At 31.6% G+C, this 14,475-nt stretch carries 15 protein-coding genes and 1 tRNA gene; 12 read left to right on the top strand and 4 right to left on the bottom strand.

Features of this window, described 5'->3' with window-relative positions:
* Positions 1–42: 42 nt before the first annotated feature.
* From Q4Q34_RS07730 to Q4Q34_RS07695, 8 genes are read left to right on the top strand one after another with little or no spacing between them, the layout of a single operon-like run.
* Positions 43–723, top strand: a complete 681-nt coding sequence (locus Q4Q34_RS07730; RefSeq protein ID WP_303316685.1) for a response regulator — start codon at positions 43–45, stop codon at positions 721–723.
* A gap of 33 nt (positions 724–756) precedes the next feature.
* A complete protein-coding gene (locus tag Q4Q34_RS07725; protein ID WP_303316684.1) occupies positions 757–1,161 on the top strand; it encodes a prepilin-type N-terminal cleavage/methylation domain-containing protein in 405 nt (134 codons plus the stop codon).
* A complete protein-coding gene (locus Q4Q34_RS07720; protein WP_303316683.1) occupies positions 1,162–1,638 on the top strand; it encodes a hypothetical protein in 477 nt (158 codons plus the stop codon). It begins immediately after the preceding gene.
* Between the two features lie 4 nt (positions 1,639–1,642).
* Positions 1,643–3,049, top strand: coding sequence for a GspE/PulE family protein (locus Q4Q34_RS07715; RefSeq protein ID WP_303316682.1), 1,407 nt, complete (start codon positions 1,643–1,645; stop codon positions 3,047–3,049).
* A 10-nt stretch (positions 3,050–3,059) separates the two neighbouring features.
* Positions 3,060–4,304, top strand: coding sequence for a tail fiber protein (locus Q4Q34_RS07710; RefSeq protein ID WP_303316681.1), 1,245 nt, complete (start codon positions 3,060–3,062; stop codon positions 4,302–4,304).
* A 48-nt stretch (positions 4,305–4,352) separates the two neighbouring features.
* On the top strand, positions 4,353–6,563 hold the full coding sequence (locus Q4Q34_RS07705) for a general secretion pathway protein GspD (protein WP_303316680.1): 2,211 nt from the start codon (positions 4,353–4,355) through the stop codon (positions 6,561–6,563).
* Positions 6,563–7,768 carry a hypothetical protein gene (locus Q4Q34_RS07700; RefSeq protein WP_303316679.1) on the top strand — a complete coding sequence of 402 codons (1,206 nt, stop codon included), beginning with the start codon at positions 6,563–6,565 and terminating at the stop codon, positions 7,766–7,768. Before Q4Q34_RS07705 ends, Q4Q34_RS07700 begins: the two co-directional genes overlap by 1 nt.
* Positions 7,761–8,273 carry a hypothetical protein gene (locus tag Q4Q34_RS07695; protein ID WP_303316678.1) on the top strand — a complete coding sequence of 171 codons (513 nt, stop codon included), beginning with the start codon at positions 7,761–7,763 and terminating at the stop codon, positions 8,271–8,273. Before Q4Q34_RS07700 ends, Q4Q34_RS07695 begins: the two co-directional genes overlap by 8 nt.
* Before the next feature lie 123 nt (positions 8,274–8,396).
* On the opposite strand, the gene Q4Q34_RS07690 is transcribed toward Q4Q34_RS07695, so the two are convergent.
* Positions 8,397–9,728 carry a sugar MFS transporter gene (locus Q4Q34_RS07690; protein ID WP_303316677.1) on the bottom strand — a complete coding sequence of 444 codons (1,332 nt, stop codon included), beginning with the start codon at positions 9,726–9,728 and terminating at the stop codon, positions 8,397–8,399.
* A 579-nt stretch (positions 9,729–10,307) separates the two neighbouring features.
* Between Q4Q34_RS07690 and Q4Q34_RS07685 the strand changes: the two genes are divergently transcribed.
* Both Q4Q34_RS07685 and Q4Q34_RS07680 read left to right on the top strand, forming a co-directional pair.
* Positions 10,308–10,451 (top strand): hypothetical protein, encoded by a 144-nt coding sequence (locus tag Q4Q34_RS07685; protein ID WP_303316676.1) that lies wholly within the window; start codon positions 10,308–10,310, stop codon positions 10,449–10,451.
* Between the two features lies 1 nt (position 10,452).
* Complete coding sequence (locus Q4Q34_RS07680) at positions 10,453–10,689, top strand: hypothetical protein (RefSeq protein ID WP_303316675.1); 237 nt, start codon at positions 10,453–10,455, stop codon at positions 10,687–10,689.
* Between the two features lie 429 nt (positions 10,690–11,118).
* Here the strand turns inward: Q4Q34_RS07680 and Q4Q34_RS07675 are convergent.
* Positions 11,119–11,192, bottom strand: a tRNA-Ile gene (locus Q4Q34_RS07675).
* Between the two features lie 49 nt (positions 11,193–11,241).
* Positions 11,242–11,646: a methylmalonyl-CoA epimerase gene (gene mce / locus Q4Q34_RS07670; RefSeq protein WP_303316674.1), complete on the bottom strand. Its 405-nt coding sequence runs from the start codon at positions 11,644–11,646 to the stop codon at positions 11,242–11,244.
* Between the two features lie 138 nt (positions 11,647–11,784).
* Here mce and rbfA point away from each other — a divergent pair, with 138 nt between their 5' ends.
* Together rbfA and Q4Q34_RS07660 are read left to right on the top strand one after the other, a co-directional pair.
* Positions 11,785–12,180, top strand: coding sequence for a 30S ribosome-binding factor RbfA (gene rbfA / locus Q4Q34_RS07665; RefSeq protein WP_303316673.1), 396 nt, complete (start codon positions 11,785–11,787; stop codon positions 12,178–12,180).
* A 57-nt stretch (positions 12,181–12,237) separates the two neighbouring features.
* Positions 12,238–13,443, top strand: coding sequence for an ABC transporter permease (locus tag Q4Q34_RS07660; protein ID WP_303316672.1), 1,206 nt, complete (start codon positions 12,238–12,240; stop codon positions 13,441–13,443).
* A gap of 23 nt (positions 13,444–13,466) precedes the next feature.
* Here the strand turns inward: Q4Q34_RS07660 and dusB are convergent, their stop codons facing one another.
* On the bottom strand, positions 13,467–14,462 hold the full coding sequence (gene dusB, locus Q4Q34_RS07655; RefSeq protein ID WP_303316957.1) for a tRNA dihydrouridine synthase DusB: 996 nt from the start codon (positions 14,460–14,462) through the stop codon (positions 13,467–13,469).
* Positions 14,463–14,475: the final 13 nt, after the last annotated feature.

Below are 14,475 nucleotides of genomic sequence, written 5' to 3'. Positions count from 1 at the left end.
AACAGCCCTTAGTCTCTTTTTTTAAGTACAAAACCCCATACTATGATTAAATCTTTTTACACGCTAATCATTGAAGACCACCAACTTATTATTGATGGCTATATAAGAGCTTTAGAGTCTGTTTCATCTAAAAATAGTAGTGTCCTTTTCTCTACACATATCACAAAAAATTGTGATGAGGCTAATGAAGAAATAGAACATGCGCTAGAAACCAATACTATTATTGATTTAGTGTTTTTAGATATTAGTTTACCACCTTCAAAAAATGGTAAACTACTTTCTGGAGACGATTTGGGTATAAAACTAAGGTGTTTATTTCCTAGAGTTAAAATTATTGTATCAACACACCTAAGTAATAATTACAGGTTGGTTAACATTTTAAAAACCATAAAACCTGATAGTTTACTTCTTAAAAGCGAATTAGACTTTCAAAATTTAACCGAAGGTATTTTAAATGTTATTAATGACATCCCTTTTTATAGTAAACCTGTTTTAAAATTGGTTAGGCAACATGTATCTAACGATTTTAATTTAGACAATATAGACAGACAAATGTTATATTATTTATCTCAAGGCACTAAAACCAAAGAATTACCTAATGTGATTCATTTGTCTTTAGCAGGCATTGAGCGTAGAAAACGGAGATTAAATCAAATTTTTAATAATGAAAAAAAATCAGATAAAGCATTGCTAATACTGGCCAAAGAAAAAGGGTTTCTATAGCAAACTTTATGAATCATAGCAAATCAATTACAAATGAAAAAGTATAAAAAACTACCTGCCTATAATTTACAAGAAGTTTTAATTGTTCTTGTCATAATAGGCATATTACTATTATTAGCACTCCCTAATTTAATGCCTTTAATAAGTAAGACTAAAAGTGTAGAAGCACAAACTCAATTAAAGTTTATTTATAATTCGCAGACTTCTTACAGGTACATGTACTCAAAATACAGCCCTGATTTAAATGAAATAGATTTTGAAGCTCCAAAAACTGTTAACGAAAACGGAACAAGTAATTATAGCTACGAAATCTTAAGTGCCACAAATAATAGTTTTAAAGCGAAAGCAACTGCTATTACAGATTTTGACGGTGATGGTATTTTTAATGTTTGGGAAATAGACGAAAACGGCACACCCAAACAAATAATAAAAGACTAGATGGTAGTAATAAAAATCATATTAACCATTTCCTTTCTTTTCATTTTTCTTCAAGACTTTAAGGAACGGATGGTGTATTGGTTTTTATTTCCAGTCATTGGGTTGTTATGTGCACTACTATTTTACAGCAATACCATTCCAGAACTATTCTATAATGCTTTAAAAATGAATCTAGCTTTTGTCATAATTTTCGTTTTAATTATTTTATTATATGCAAAGCTTAAGCTTAAAACCTCTGTTTTAAAAACTATTGGTTTAGGGGATTTACTGCTGTTTGTTGCAGTATCGTTAGCATTTTCAACAATATCTTTTATTGTCATTTTTATATGCGCTCTTATTTTCTCATTAACCGTGCATCTCGTATTATCTAAAAACCAAAAGGATATTACAGTTCCTTTAGCGGGCTATATGAGTCTGTTTTTTCTAGCAATATACTTGGTTCAGTGGTCCGGTTATGTAAATATTTATACTATGTAATGTTATGAATAATGAATACACCATTCCAACCGATTTATTACAACTCTTAAGCAGTGAACAAGCTTATCATTATAAAATTATCCCTGTTAAGGCTCATAATGGAACGCTTGTATTTAAAACGGATACACTTACTGAAAGCTTAAAAAGGGAATTGCGCGTTGTTTTTGGAAAGGACATTGAATTGCTCCCCGAAACTTCGGAAAATATTAATCTCTATTTATCTAGTAATTTCAGGAAAAAAGATCTTAATAAAACCGAAGATTTGCATTATACCAATGACTTCCTTGAAAAACTATTACTATCTGCAAAAGATATTGGAAGTAGTGATATTCATTTTGAACCCTATGAACATAAATGTCGCGTCCGTTTTCGTTTAGATGGTAAACTGAAAGAGCATTTTATTATTGCCTTATCTGAATATCCTGTTATTGTTAATAAACTTAAAATTAAAGCCGGCTTAGATATTTCTGAAAAAAGACTGCCTCAAGATGGACGTATAACGGTAAAAACACAAATAGACGAATTTGATATCAGGGTTTCCAGCTTGCCAACTTTACACGGTGAAAAAATAGTATTGCGTATTTTAAGCAAAGATGCCGGTCATATTGATATTAAAGATTTAGGTTTTACAGATAGAGAGATAAAAACATATAAAGAAGCCATTAAAAATCCGAACGGCATCGTCCTTATTTCTGGGCCAACAGGTTCTGGAAAAACCACCACTTTATATGCAACTCTAAAATTACTTAATGATGACAAAACCAATATTGTAACCATTGAGGATCCTATTGAATATACACTTGAAGGTATTAATCAGGTACAATTAAGAGAAAATATAGGCTTAGATTTTACTAGTGCCCTGCGTACATTTTTACGACAAGATCCCGACATTATTATGGTGGGTGAGATTCGCGATGTAAAGACTGCTAACATGGCTATTAGAGCGGCTTTAACTGGACATTTAGTACTTTCTACAATACATACTAATTCTGCTTGGGCAACCATATCAAGACTCATAGATATGGGGATTCCTGCATTTTTAATAGCCAGTACTCTAAATGTAAGTATAGCCCAACGATTGGTTAGAAAATTATGTGATCACTGTAAACAAAAAGCTCCTGTAATAAAAGATCTGTTTCCAGAAAATTTTAGTATTCCTAAAGATCTAACAAACCATTATAAAGCTGTTGGCTGCCCAAAATGTTATCATACTGGTTATACAGGAAGGAAAGCGATCTATGAGATTATACCCATTACAAAAACCTTAGTACCACATATTAAAAATAACGACTTAGAGATTGATGATTATTTAGAAGAACATCATATTACAACTTTAAAACAAAACGCTACCGAACTTATAAAACTAGGGGTTACTTCTGTAGAAGAGGTCTATGCTTTATTAATTGATTAAAACCAAAACCATGAAAAAACTATTATTCCTTTTAAGCTTTAGCTTATTTACAATTATGCAATTAGATGCTCAAACAACAAACTTTGATAATTTAAACGCAAACCTATATACAAATAAGGCCATTACTTGGACATCATCCAATTTTGGTTCTGGTTTTGGACATAGAATAATCAATGCTGACCCAGGAGGAAAAACACTATTAAATTTTCAAGCAAGACATGATACTTCAGTTTGGTCTGATTTGTTAACCTTAACATCTCAAGGCAGAGTTGGAATAGGCACTAATGCTCCTTCAACACTTTTGGAACTTAGCTCTATTGGTAGATCGGAACTCACACTTTCGGGAGATGGCTCCTCGGCTATAAACGCTGGTATTATTTTAAAAGCTAATCACAGTAGTAATCAAAGAGGTTTAGGCCTTTTTATGCATGACAAAGGCGGTCAAAATGAATGGTTTATAGGTAGACCATATTCAGGTTCAGATAAATTTGTAATCAATAGAAGAAATAATGTTTTAAATCACGATACAACAACCTCTAGCTTAATTCACAATAATTCAACACAGGTAACTGAGAATCTATTTACAGTAAATGCAACTGGTTTTGTTGGTATTGGCACTGTTAATCCTTCAACACTTTTAGAGATAAAAAGCTCTTCAAGCCCCGTTTTTAAAATAATTCATAACACTGAAGCCTCTAATTGGGGGTTGAAATTATCTCAAAAAAATGATTTAAGTGGATCTATAGAAATGTCTGGAAGAGATTTGAATATAGCAAGTGGTTGGAATAAAAAAATTATTCTTGGAGTGCCCGAATATGATTCTAACGGAGGCCAAGTTGTTGTTCCTTGGGGTAAGGTAGGCATCGGCACCACAACTCCAGACGCAAAACTAGCAGTAAAGGGAAACATCCATACCAACGAAGTCAAAGTAGATTTATTAGGAGCCATTGCTCCTGATTATGTCTTTTATAAAGATTATGATCTAAAAACATTAACAGAAGTAGAAAATTACATTACTGAAAAAGGCCATTTACCTAATATTCCTTCAGCAAAAGACATGGAAACTAATGGACTTTATCTCAAACAAATGAACTTAAAACTCCTTGAAAAAATAGAAGAGTTAACACTTTATACCATTAATCAAGAAAAACGCATTAAACATCTTGAGAATGAAAACAAAACACTCAAAGTACAAAAAGAACGAATTGAATTATTAGAAAAACAAGTCGATCTACTTTTAAAATCAAAAGGATAATACATAACCTCTATACCCTATAAAAATTAGCGTATAAATACACATTGAATGAAAAAAATACTGTTTACACTACTCTGTTTTATACCTTGTTTTCTATTCTCCCAAATAGACAATCGTATTGAAACTATTAAAAATCAGCTAGAATTACTTTCGGTTGAAAACTCTGGATTGGCAGAACAAGCAAAAACCGAAATAAGCGTAAACAATATTACTTTAGCTAATTTTATTTTGGCAATATCTAATACGCATGGTGTTAACATCAATATTTCGCCAGAACTTAATCAAACAAACATTGCCAACAACAATTTTTCTAATGTCACGGTATCTGACCTATTAGTGTTTTTATGTAAAGAATACGATTTAACTATCGATTTTACAGGAACGATCTTGTCCATTAAAAAATATACACCTCCAGTAGAAGTTCCTAAAAAACGTATCATTCCCATAGTATTTAACCCCGGAAAGAATACAATCACTATTGATGCTAAAAACGATAAGTTATATGACGTTTTTAAACGTATCATGGATGAAAGCGCAAAAAATCTCGTATTTACACCTGGCTTAGAAAATAAAACACTGACTTCCTATATAAAAGAGATGCCTTTTGATGCCGCTATGGACAAACTAGCATTGGCTAATAATTTGTATACAGAAAAAACAAAAGACAATTTTTATGTTTTTGAAGACAATACACCTTCAGGCGATCAAAGTTCATCAAACTCACGATTAAAAAGAGGTCAGAACCTAAACTTTAAAGTTTTAGATCTAGAAAACAAATTATTGGAAGTCGATTTTAATAATACACCTATAAAAGATATTATCCATGACATTGGAAACGCTCTTAATATCGATATATTCACAGCCACACCTTTGGATAAGGCAGGAACTGCAACATTTAAAGCATCTTCTATTTCGTTTGATAACCTTTTGGTTAAAATATTTGAGTCCAATTCAAACGCAACACCAAATACGAACTTGCAAACCACATCTACTAATTCAAATAATCGTACAAATTCTAATTCAGTCCCTTCTAACTCCAATAACGAAATTTTCACATTCAAAAAAGAAAATGGAATCTACTATTTTGGAACCGAAAATCAATTAAGTATCCGTAAGGTAGAAATTATTCATTTAATGCATCGTTCTGTAGAATTATTCTCTGATCCATCTGGTGGAAGCGGGAGAAGCAGGACTGTAGGAAGAAGTAATTATAATGATAATAACTACAATAGTTATGGCTCTAATTACAACCGAAACCCTAACCAAAACTTCAATAATTCTATTAATAACTCGTCTGGATTAAATCGGAACAGAAATATATCAAATACTAGCAATTATAATAACAGATCTAGTAACACATCTAACGGCATTTCTAAAAGCATTGAAGAAATTATCCCTGATGAAATAGCCCAAGATTTAGATATTAAAATAGATCACGAACTTAACAGTTTATATGTCACAGGTTCCAGTACTAAAATTGAACGCCTTAAAGACTTTATTGCTTATATAGATAAAACTGTTCCTGTTGTATTGATAGAAGCCATGTTTATAGAAGTAAATAAAAATAATACCATAGAAGCTGGTGTCACTTGGGGGATTGGAGACGAACCTTCTGAAACAAAAGGAACCATTTTTCCAAAAACTGATTTCACTCTAGGCGCAAAAACCATCAATAAAGTTATTAATGGGTTCAGTGGGTTTGATAGACTAAATTTAGGAAAAGTAGTCCCAAACTTTTTTGCTACAGTCAAAGCCATGGAAAGTAATGGCAATCTTAAAATTAGATCAACACCCAAACTTTCTACATTAAATGGACATCGAGCCACTTTCTCAAACGGAGTAACGTCTTATTATGCCGTAACACAACGTAACATTTATGGAACAGATAATCCGCAAACATCAGAAATAACTAATTATGAGCCTATTGATGCAGAGCTTGGGCTAACTATAAAACCATTGGTTTCTGGTGATGGTCAGGTAACACTTGACATTTTCGTTATCCAATCCAGTTTTGGTTCTCGTATTGATGAAAATGCACCGCCAGATATTAGTTCACGTGAATTTAGTTCTATTATTCGTGTTCAAGATCAGGACATTGTAGTTTTAGGTGGATTAGAGGAGCAAACCAAAAAAAACTCAGGCTCTGGGGTTCCTTTTTTAGCTCGGATACCTATTATAAAATGGTTATTTAGCTCCAGGAAACGAGAAGCATCAAAAGCAAAATTGACCGTATTTATTAAACCAACTATTATCTATTAATGTTTGAGCGTTTAAAATCATATCTAATATACGGAAATCAATTTTGTGGTGTCGAGCATACGACTTACAATAACGAGTCTGTTATATATTCAACCGTTTTAAAAAAAACAAAAAAGGCAGTTGATATTAATGAAATCTTTACTTCATCTTCAATTAAAGAACTAACTAGTAAACTTGCCAAAAAACAACATCTATTTCTAATAATTAATAATGAACATGTTTTAACCAAAACCATAAAAAGTGAACAAACGGATGATTTAAAACTCGTAAATAAAGCATTCCCAAATATCAACGTTTTGGAATTTTATTATGAAGTCTTAAAACAGGACGATCGCTTCTTTGTGTCAATATGTAGACAGTCTTATATAGATACTCTTATTAAAACGTACACTGAAAACGGCTTATATATTCTGAATTTCTCTTTAGGGAACTCAATTCTAACAGATATTGTTACCTATATCGATGATACTATTACCTTAACTTCAAATGCCTCAATAACTACAGAAAATAATTTTATTAAGTCAATAGATTTAAGCGAAAGTATTCAAAAAAAACAGTACCATGTTAATGGGCTAACAGTCTCTAATAACAATCTTTTATCATTCTCAGGAGCCTTGAGTTATGTTTTAAATAAGTATCAGCCAGTCATAAACTATAAGGACAAAAAAAACACGCTTTCAAACACCTACAAACAGATTCGTTTTTTTAGTCAATTTTTGAAAACAGGGTTGATTTTTATTCTAGGCATCTTACTTGTAAACTTTCTGTTTTTTAATTTTTATTTTGAAAAGGTGAAAGCATTGAATGAAACCTCACAAATAAACCAGGCTGCAAAAGAAAAGATTCTTAAACTTAATCACACTGTTAGCAAATCACAAAGAATGACCGACGATATGCTTAAAAGCAGCTCATCTAAAAGCTCATTTTATATCAATGCTATTGTTACTAGTTTACCTGAAACTGTATTACTTTCTGAAATAAATTATCAGCCTTTAGAGAAAAAAATAAAAAAAGACAAAACCATAGTATTGCGAAAAAACACCATTATTGTATCTGGAGATTCTAATAACAGTCAACAATATTCTAAATGGATTTCTATATTAGAAAGCATCGATTGGGTTAATAATATAGAAGTATTGGATTATAGTGATTTAAAAAAGACTTCTTCACATTTTAGTATAAAAATTAATATGACCGATGACTAATAAATCTAAAAATATTGTTTTGGTTACTGGGTTTGTACTTGTACTAATCTTATGTTTTAAACTGGCTATTTCTAAAACCATAACTCTTAAAAAGGAATATAATACGTTAAAGCAGGAAGAGTTTTTACTTAAAAATACGCCAAAACAATTATCGCTTTTAAAGCAAAAGGAAAAATACTACGATTCTATTTTAAATAAATATCAGATTAAAGGAAGTTCTATTCAAAACAATCTTTTAAAAACAATAAATACTTTAGCAAATGATAATAAATTAAAAGTGATTCATTTTTTAGAGCCTCATGTCATCGAAAACAATAATTTATCGGTTAAAACATACCGGTTTAGCCTTGAAGGTGATTATAATAATATCTTAAAATTAGTATACCACTTAGAACAACAAACTAAATTTGGAGAGATAATAAGCTTATCGTTTGAAAAGAAAAAAAATTTCAGAACCCGAAAGCACTATCTACAAGCCCATATTCTTTTAAAGAGCTTTGGATGATTTTTATTTATGCAGAAATACCTAAAACTTGTTTCGTCCTACAACACCTCCGATAAGACAAAACTTTTCTTATATATCAACAACAGATTCAATTCTTTTTTATCGAACATACATAAAATATCCCTATACTTTTTCAAGCCCTACTTTATGCCCAAAAAAGGCATAATAAAGAATAATTACATAACATGGCAATAAAATCCAATAACCAAAAGATGCAGCATCTGCTGTAGCAGAAACTTCATTTATCCCACTAGCAAGTAAATGTTCTTTTTTTCTATCTACTAAATCACCATATAATAATGGTAGAATAGCACCTCCGGAAATAGCCATAATGAGTAATGCCGAAGCTGTTTTAGTAAATTTACCTAACCCAGTTAAAGCTAGTGGCCAAACAGCTGGCCAAACAAGAGCATTAGCGATACCTAATGCAGCTACAAAAAGTACTGAAGCAAAACCATCAGAAAATACAATACAAAAAGACAGTATAATTCCTAAAACGGCACTTGCTTTTAAAGCGAAAGCCTGACTTATATATTTTGGTATTAAAAATACCCCTAAAGCATAAGTAGCAACCATGGCCATTAATGTAAACAACGTGAAAAATTTAGCTTGTTCTACAGGAATATCCAATGATATACCATAAGCAATAATGGTGTCTCCAGCGATAACCTCCACACCAACATAAACAAACAAAGCTAAAACACCTAACCACAAATGAGGAAATTGTAAAATACTTGATTTTGCTTTTCCTCCAGTTTCAGATACTTTAATGGGTTGTGCTTCAACATGGGGTAGAGGCGCCTTTCTAATTAAAACCCCTAGTAAAAACAAAACAATTGCCATAACTACATAAGGTGTAACAACGCTATCTGCCATTGTATTTAATAAACTAGCTTTTTCAGTAGCATCCACAAGATTTAGTTTTTCTTTAATCTCGTCTATTCCAGATAGCAAAATCGCTCCAAAAATTACAGAGCCTAATGCTCCTGCCACTTTATTGGCAATTCCCATTATAGCAATACGTTTTGCTGCACTTTCAATAGGTCCTAGAATAGTTATATAGGGATTTGAAGCTGTTTGTAATAAAGTCATCCCTGCTCCTTGTATAAAAATCGCTGACAAAAACATCCAATAGGTTCTAGCCTCGGCAGCTGGTATAAAAACCAAGGCTCCAATTGCCATTATTATTAATCCCAATGACATGCCCTTTCTGTAACCAATTTTGTTTATAATATATGAGGCTGGTAATGCCATGACAACAAATGAAATATAAGATGCCGTTGCTACCAGATAAGACTGTGCATCGGTTAGCTCATTTATCGTTTTCATAAATGGAATTAACGCACCGTTTATCCATGTAACAAATCCGAAAATAAAAAATAATCCAGCAATAATAATTATTGGAACTAGTGTGTTGTTTTTCGATTGGGAAGACATTTCTTGGTTATTAGACATAATTGTTAATTAGGTTTATAGAATTGCTCGTATTTTATTTTACAGGAATTTTTAGGAACAATTTATAATTATTATTTCCAATATTAAAATGTAAAATGTAATTGCTGAAAAATAGTGACTATTAGTTGTCGTTTTACATTTTCATTTCTTTTACTATGTAAATTCCTGTGAAAAGAAAAGCTAAAAATAATAAAGGAGGCACATTAACCTCTTTAATGCCTCATATTTATGTTCGAGAAATCGTAAAACACACTTGTACATAAAGCAAAAATAAAAGGCTTAAACGTGAACGGATATTTTGTATGGACCTAAGGTTACCAACCTCGATTTGGATTAGTATATACCAATTTTTCAACTCAAGAAAGAATCATTAAACCTTCAGACAAGTTAAGGCATTTTATCGGCGAAGTCATGACACTTTTAATATAATATACTTATCGTGTGCTTCTCATCATGAGTATTTCAAAACAAAAAATCCTTCTAAAAAGAAGGATTTTAAGCGTGGATTGTCCCAAATGGGACAATATAAATAATCTGTAAAAAAAATATTACTTTTGTAAAAACCAATACTTATAAAACATGAATTCAAATCCTAAAAAAGAAACTTGTATCAAATGTAATGGTACAGGAATAGTTTTTAATAGCAATCATAATCATGCAACAGCACCAGATGGCAATATGACTTGTCCAAGTTGTTGGGGTACTGGACTCAAAAAATATTAAAATGAGTTGTTATAAATGTAATATAATTAAACCCCCTAAGCTTTTAAACTTAGATTCAAATTATTGTCCTAAATGTGGAGCCTCTTTAAAGATGACATGCGGTTCTTGTAATGGAAGAGGAAAAAATTTGTTTCCTGATAAATACTGCGATAATTGCGGAGATGCTATCTATTATGATTGCTCTTCTTGTGGCGGAACAGGTAATATAAAGAATTTTCATAATTGTTTTTTAAGATAAATGAATGTTTAATAATATTATTCATTTTGTTTTTCTTTATTTATTATACTTATATACAAATTAAAAACTTTGTTTTCAGTACACTTATTTACAATGCTCTGTTTTATTTATCAACTCTAAATAATCTTGTATTGCAAAACACATCTATACAATTAATTTAACGAATTTCGGATAAGAAAATTTATGTTAGTTTGAGTGATTTTTGAAAAAAATCATATCGAAAACCTACCAGCGACAGGCAGGTAAATAAATTTTCGACAAAAAACTTCTCGATGATACTAAATTCTTCCTAGGATTTAATCAGAAGTGACATCTTGAACTCTTAAACAAGATTCACGTTAATTTAAAGCTGTTCGAGTATATACATTTAGCAATTAACTAAAAAAGCCTTGCAAACATGAGTTTGCAAGGCTTTACAATTTCTAAAAGTGGTCCCACTTGGGCTCGAACCAAGGACCACCTGATTATGAGTCAGGTGCTCTAACCAACTGAGCTATGGGACCGAAATTGGAGTGCAATATTACTACTTATTTTATTTCTTAGCAAGAAAAATTATCCCTTTATGTCTTGACACAGTTCAATTAAAACGCCATTTGAAAATTTTGGATGCAAAAAAGCCACTAATTTATTGTCAGCTCCTTTTTTTGGAGTCTCATTCAAAACCTTGAAACCTTCATTTTTAAGGCGTTTAATTTCTGCTTCAATATCAGTAACATCAAAAGCAATATGATGAATACCTTCTCCCTTTTTATCTATAAATTTTGCAATCGGACTGTCTTCTTTAGTAGCTTCCAACAATTCAATTTTATTATCACCAATTTTAAAAAAAGAAGTATTAACACCTTCGCTTTTTACCTCTTCTATTTTATAATGAGGTTTGCCAAATAATTTAGAAAACAATTCATTAGAGTTTTCAAGGTTTTTTACAGCAATCCCTATATGTTCTATTTTATTCATTTATAATGTTATTTTTTGTCATTCCCGTACTTGTGCAGAACTTGTTTTAGTAAAGAAAGGAATCTTCATTTATAGTCAATATACAAATTATGCAAACCAAAAGTAAGATAATCTTCAAATATCCGTTATTTTTGCAACATGGAGGAAAGTCAAAGACAAAAAAAAATAGGATCTGTTTTACAGCGTGATTTAGTTGAAGTTTTGCAGGGAGCCGCTACTCAAGGCGGTATGCAGGGTATATTAATATCGGTATCTAAAGTTAAAGTAACGGTTGATTTATCGGTTGCTAAAGTATATTTGAGTATCTTTCCAAACGATAAAGCTAAAGCACTTATTGAAGGCATAAAATCCAATACACCTTTAATTAGACATGAATTAGCACAACGCACCAAACACCAATTAAGACGTATGCCTAGTTTAGAATTTTTTGTAGACGACTCTTTAGAATACATTGACCAAATAGAAAAATCTCTGAAAGGAGAAGAAAACCCCATTAAAGACCCTAATATTTTAAACAAAAGAAAAAAATCTTAATCGATTTTAATAAATCTTCAAGTTAAAAACCTATTTTTATTTTCCTTAAATAGAAACATGCACTTTTCATTATATATAGCAAAACGTTATTTACGCTCTAAAAGCACCAACAATGCTATTAATTTTATTACTATTATCGCCATTATTGGTGTTATATTAGGTGCCGGTTCATTATTTATTGTGCTATCTGGTTTTGCAGGTTTAAAAGATTTCACCCTTGAATTTTCCAGCATTGTCGATCCTGATCTAAAAGCTGAGTCTTCAGTTGGTAAATCATTTATTTTAACAGAAGAAGATCTTTCTAAACTAAATGACTTAGAAGAAGTAGCGTTATTCTCTAAAAGTATTGAAGAACGTGTCGCTATTGCTTGTAATGATAAAAATTATTTAGCAACCATTAAAGGGGTTGATGAGCACTTTAAAGACGTTGTTAATATTGAATCTAAAATAGATCATGGTAATTGGTTAAGTCAAAACTCCAATCATATTGTAGTAGGTTGGGGTATTTCAAATAATTTGTCCCTTGGTGTTTTAGATTTATCAAAATCTATTAATATTTATGTGCCTAAACCAGGGAAGGGACAAATAACTTCTAACAAAAAAGCATTTAATACCGTTAACGCCCTTAATGTTGGTGTGTTTTATATAAATGAAACATTAAATGACACTTATGTATATGCTTCCTTAGATTTGGCTAAAAACCTTTTAAGTTATAGTCCAAATCAAGTATCTGCAATAGAATTTAAACTTAATGAAGGCGTAGACGAAACGCTTGCAAAGCAAAAAATTCAAGAAGCCTTAGGATCTAAAGTTGTTTTAAAAAATAGGGCTCAACTTAATGATGCGCTCTATAAAATGTTAAATACCGAAAATCTTGTAGTATATTTAATATTCACTCTTGTTTTAATTATCGCCTTTTTCAATATTATCGGATCATTAATCATGATGATGTTAGATAAGAAGAGAAGTTTAAGTACACTTTTTAATATGGGAGCCACCATAAAAGACATTCGTAGAATTTTCTTTTTACAAGGTAGCTTAATGAGTGTTGTAGGCGGTTTTATAGGTTTGGGTGTCGCATTAATAGTCACAGTGCTTCAAAAAGTATTTGACTTGGTTATGATAACACCGTCGTTGGCTTATCCAATGACCATAAAGATTGAAAACTTTTTTATTGTATTTATAACCATTTCGGTTTTGGGTAGTATTGCTTCTAAAATTGCATCTGTAAGAATTTCAAAATCACTGATAAAAGGCTATTAATGCCGTCTCTCTTTTGAAATAATTTATTCGGTAAACTGATAATCTGAAAACTTTTCTAATACTTCATCAAAAGCAGCAAACACATCTGCTGAATGATCGCTGGTTACCATTTTCATACGGTATTCTTTAAAGTGTGGAATACCTTTAAAATAATTAGTGTAATGTCTACGGGTTTCGAAAACACCTAGAATTTCACCTTTCCAATCAATGGACATTTGTAAATGTCTACGAGCAGCCTCAACACGCTCCGCTAAAGATATAGGTGCTAGATGTTCGCCTGTCTCAAAATAATGTTTGACTTGCTTAAAAAACCATGGGTTTCCAATAGTAGCACGACCAATCATAGCGCCATCAAGTCCATAGCTATCTCGCATTTCTACAGCTCTTTCTGGACTATCCACATCACCATTTCCAAACACAGGAATATGCATACGCGGATTATTTTTTACCTCAGCAATAGGCTTCCAATCAGCATCACCCTTATACATTTGCGCTCTGGTACGCCCATGTATAGCAATAGCCTTACAACCAACATCTTGTAACCTTTCTGCAACCTCAACTATTCTTATAGAATCATGATCCCAACCCAAACGAGTTTTAACAGTAACTGGGATATTAGTTCGTTTAACCATTTCGGCAGTAAGCTTCTCCATCAAACACACATCTTTCAAAATACCTGCGCCTGCGCCTTTACTCACCACTTTTTTTACAGGGCAACCAAAATTAATATCGATAATATCTGGTTTTGAAGCAGAAACAATATCAATAGTCTGTAGCATACTGTCTAAATTAGCTCCAAAAATTTGAATCCCTACTGGACGCTCTTTCTCATAAATATCTAACTTCATAACACTTTTAGCCGCATTACGAATTAAACCCTCGCTGGACACAAACTCGGTATATACAACATCTGCTCCCTGCTCCTTACACAAAGCACGAAACGGCGGATCACTAACATCTTCCATAGGAGCTAAAAGCAATGGAAAATTTGGAAGTTCTATGTTGTCTATTTTTACCACATCATAAATTTTG

The organism is Flavivirga abyssicola (assembly GCF_030540775.2).
Classification (GTDB): domain Bacteria; phylum Bacteroidota; class Bacteroidia; order Flavobacteriales; family Flavobacteriaceae; genus Flavivirga; species Flavivirga abyssicola.
The sequence above is the reverse complement of the archived record's forward strand: the minus strand, read 5'-3'. Positions and strand labels throughout refer to the sequence as shown.

Excerpts from the sequence above, each read along its gene's own strand:
- Q4Q34_RS07705 (WP_303316680.1), top strand. The coding sequence starts at position 4,353 with ATGAAAAAAATACTGTTTACACTACTCTGTTTTATACCTTGTTTTCTA.
- mce (WP_303316674.1), bottom strand. The coding sequence starts at position 11,646 with ATGAATAAAATAGAACATATAGGGATTGCTGTAAAAAACCTTGAAAAC.
- Q4Q34_RS07680 (WP_303316675.1), top strand. The coding sequence starts at position 10,453 with ATGAGTTGTTATAAATGTAATATAATTAAACCCCCTAAGCTTTTAAAC.
- Q4Q34_RS07720 (WP_303316683.1), top strand. The coding sequence starts at position 1,162 with ATGGTAGTAATAAAAATCATATTAACCATTTCCTTTCTTTTCATTTTT.
- rbfA (WP_303316673.1), top strand. The coding sequence starts at position 11,785 with ATGGAGGAAAGTCAAAGACAAAAAAAAATAGGATCTGTTTTACAGCGT.
- Q4Q34_RS07695 (WP_303316678.1), top strand. The coding sequence starts at position 7,761 with ATGACTAATAAATCTAAAAATATTGTTTTGGTTACTGGGTTTGTACTT.
- Q4Q34_RS07730 (WP_303316685.1), top strand. The coding sequence starts at position 43 with ATGATTAAATCTTTTTACACGCTAATCATTGAAGACCACCAACTTATT.
- Q4Q34_RS07700 (WP_303316679.1), top strand. The coding sequence starts at position 6,563 with ATGTTTGAGCGTTTAAAATCATATCTAATATACGGAAATCAATTTTGT.
- Q4Q34_RS07685 (WP_303316676.1), top strand. The coding sequence starts at position 10,308 with ATGAATTCAAATCCTAAAAAAGAAACTTGTATCAAATGTAATGGTACA.
- Q4Q34_RS07660 (WP_303316672.1), top strand. The coding sequence starts at position 12,238 with ATGCACTTTTCATTATATATAGCAAAACGTTATTTACGCTCTAAAAGC.
- Q4Q34_RS07710 (WP_303316681.1), top strand. The coding sequence starts at position 3,060 with ATGAAAAAACTATTATTCCTTTTAAGCTTTAGCTTATTTACAATTATG.
- Q4Q34_RS07715 (WP_303316682.1), top strand. The coding sequence starts at position 1,643 with ATGAATAATGAATACACCATTCCAACCGATTTATTACAACTCTTAAGC.
- Q4Q34_RS07690 (WP_303316677.1), bottom strand. The coding sequence starts at position 9,728 with ATGTCTAATAACCAAGAAATGTCTTCCCAATCGAAAAACAACACACTA.
- Q4Q34_RS07725 (WP_303316684.1), top strand. The coding sequence starts at position 757 with ATGAAAAAGTATAAAAAACTACCTGCCTATAATTTACAAGAAGTTTTA.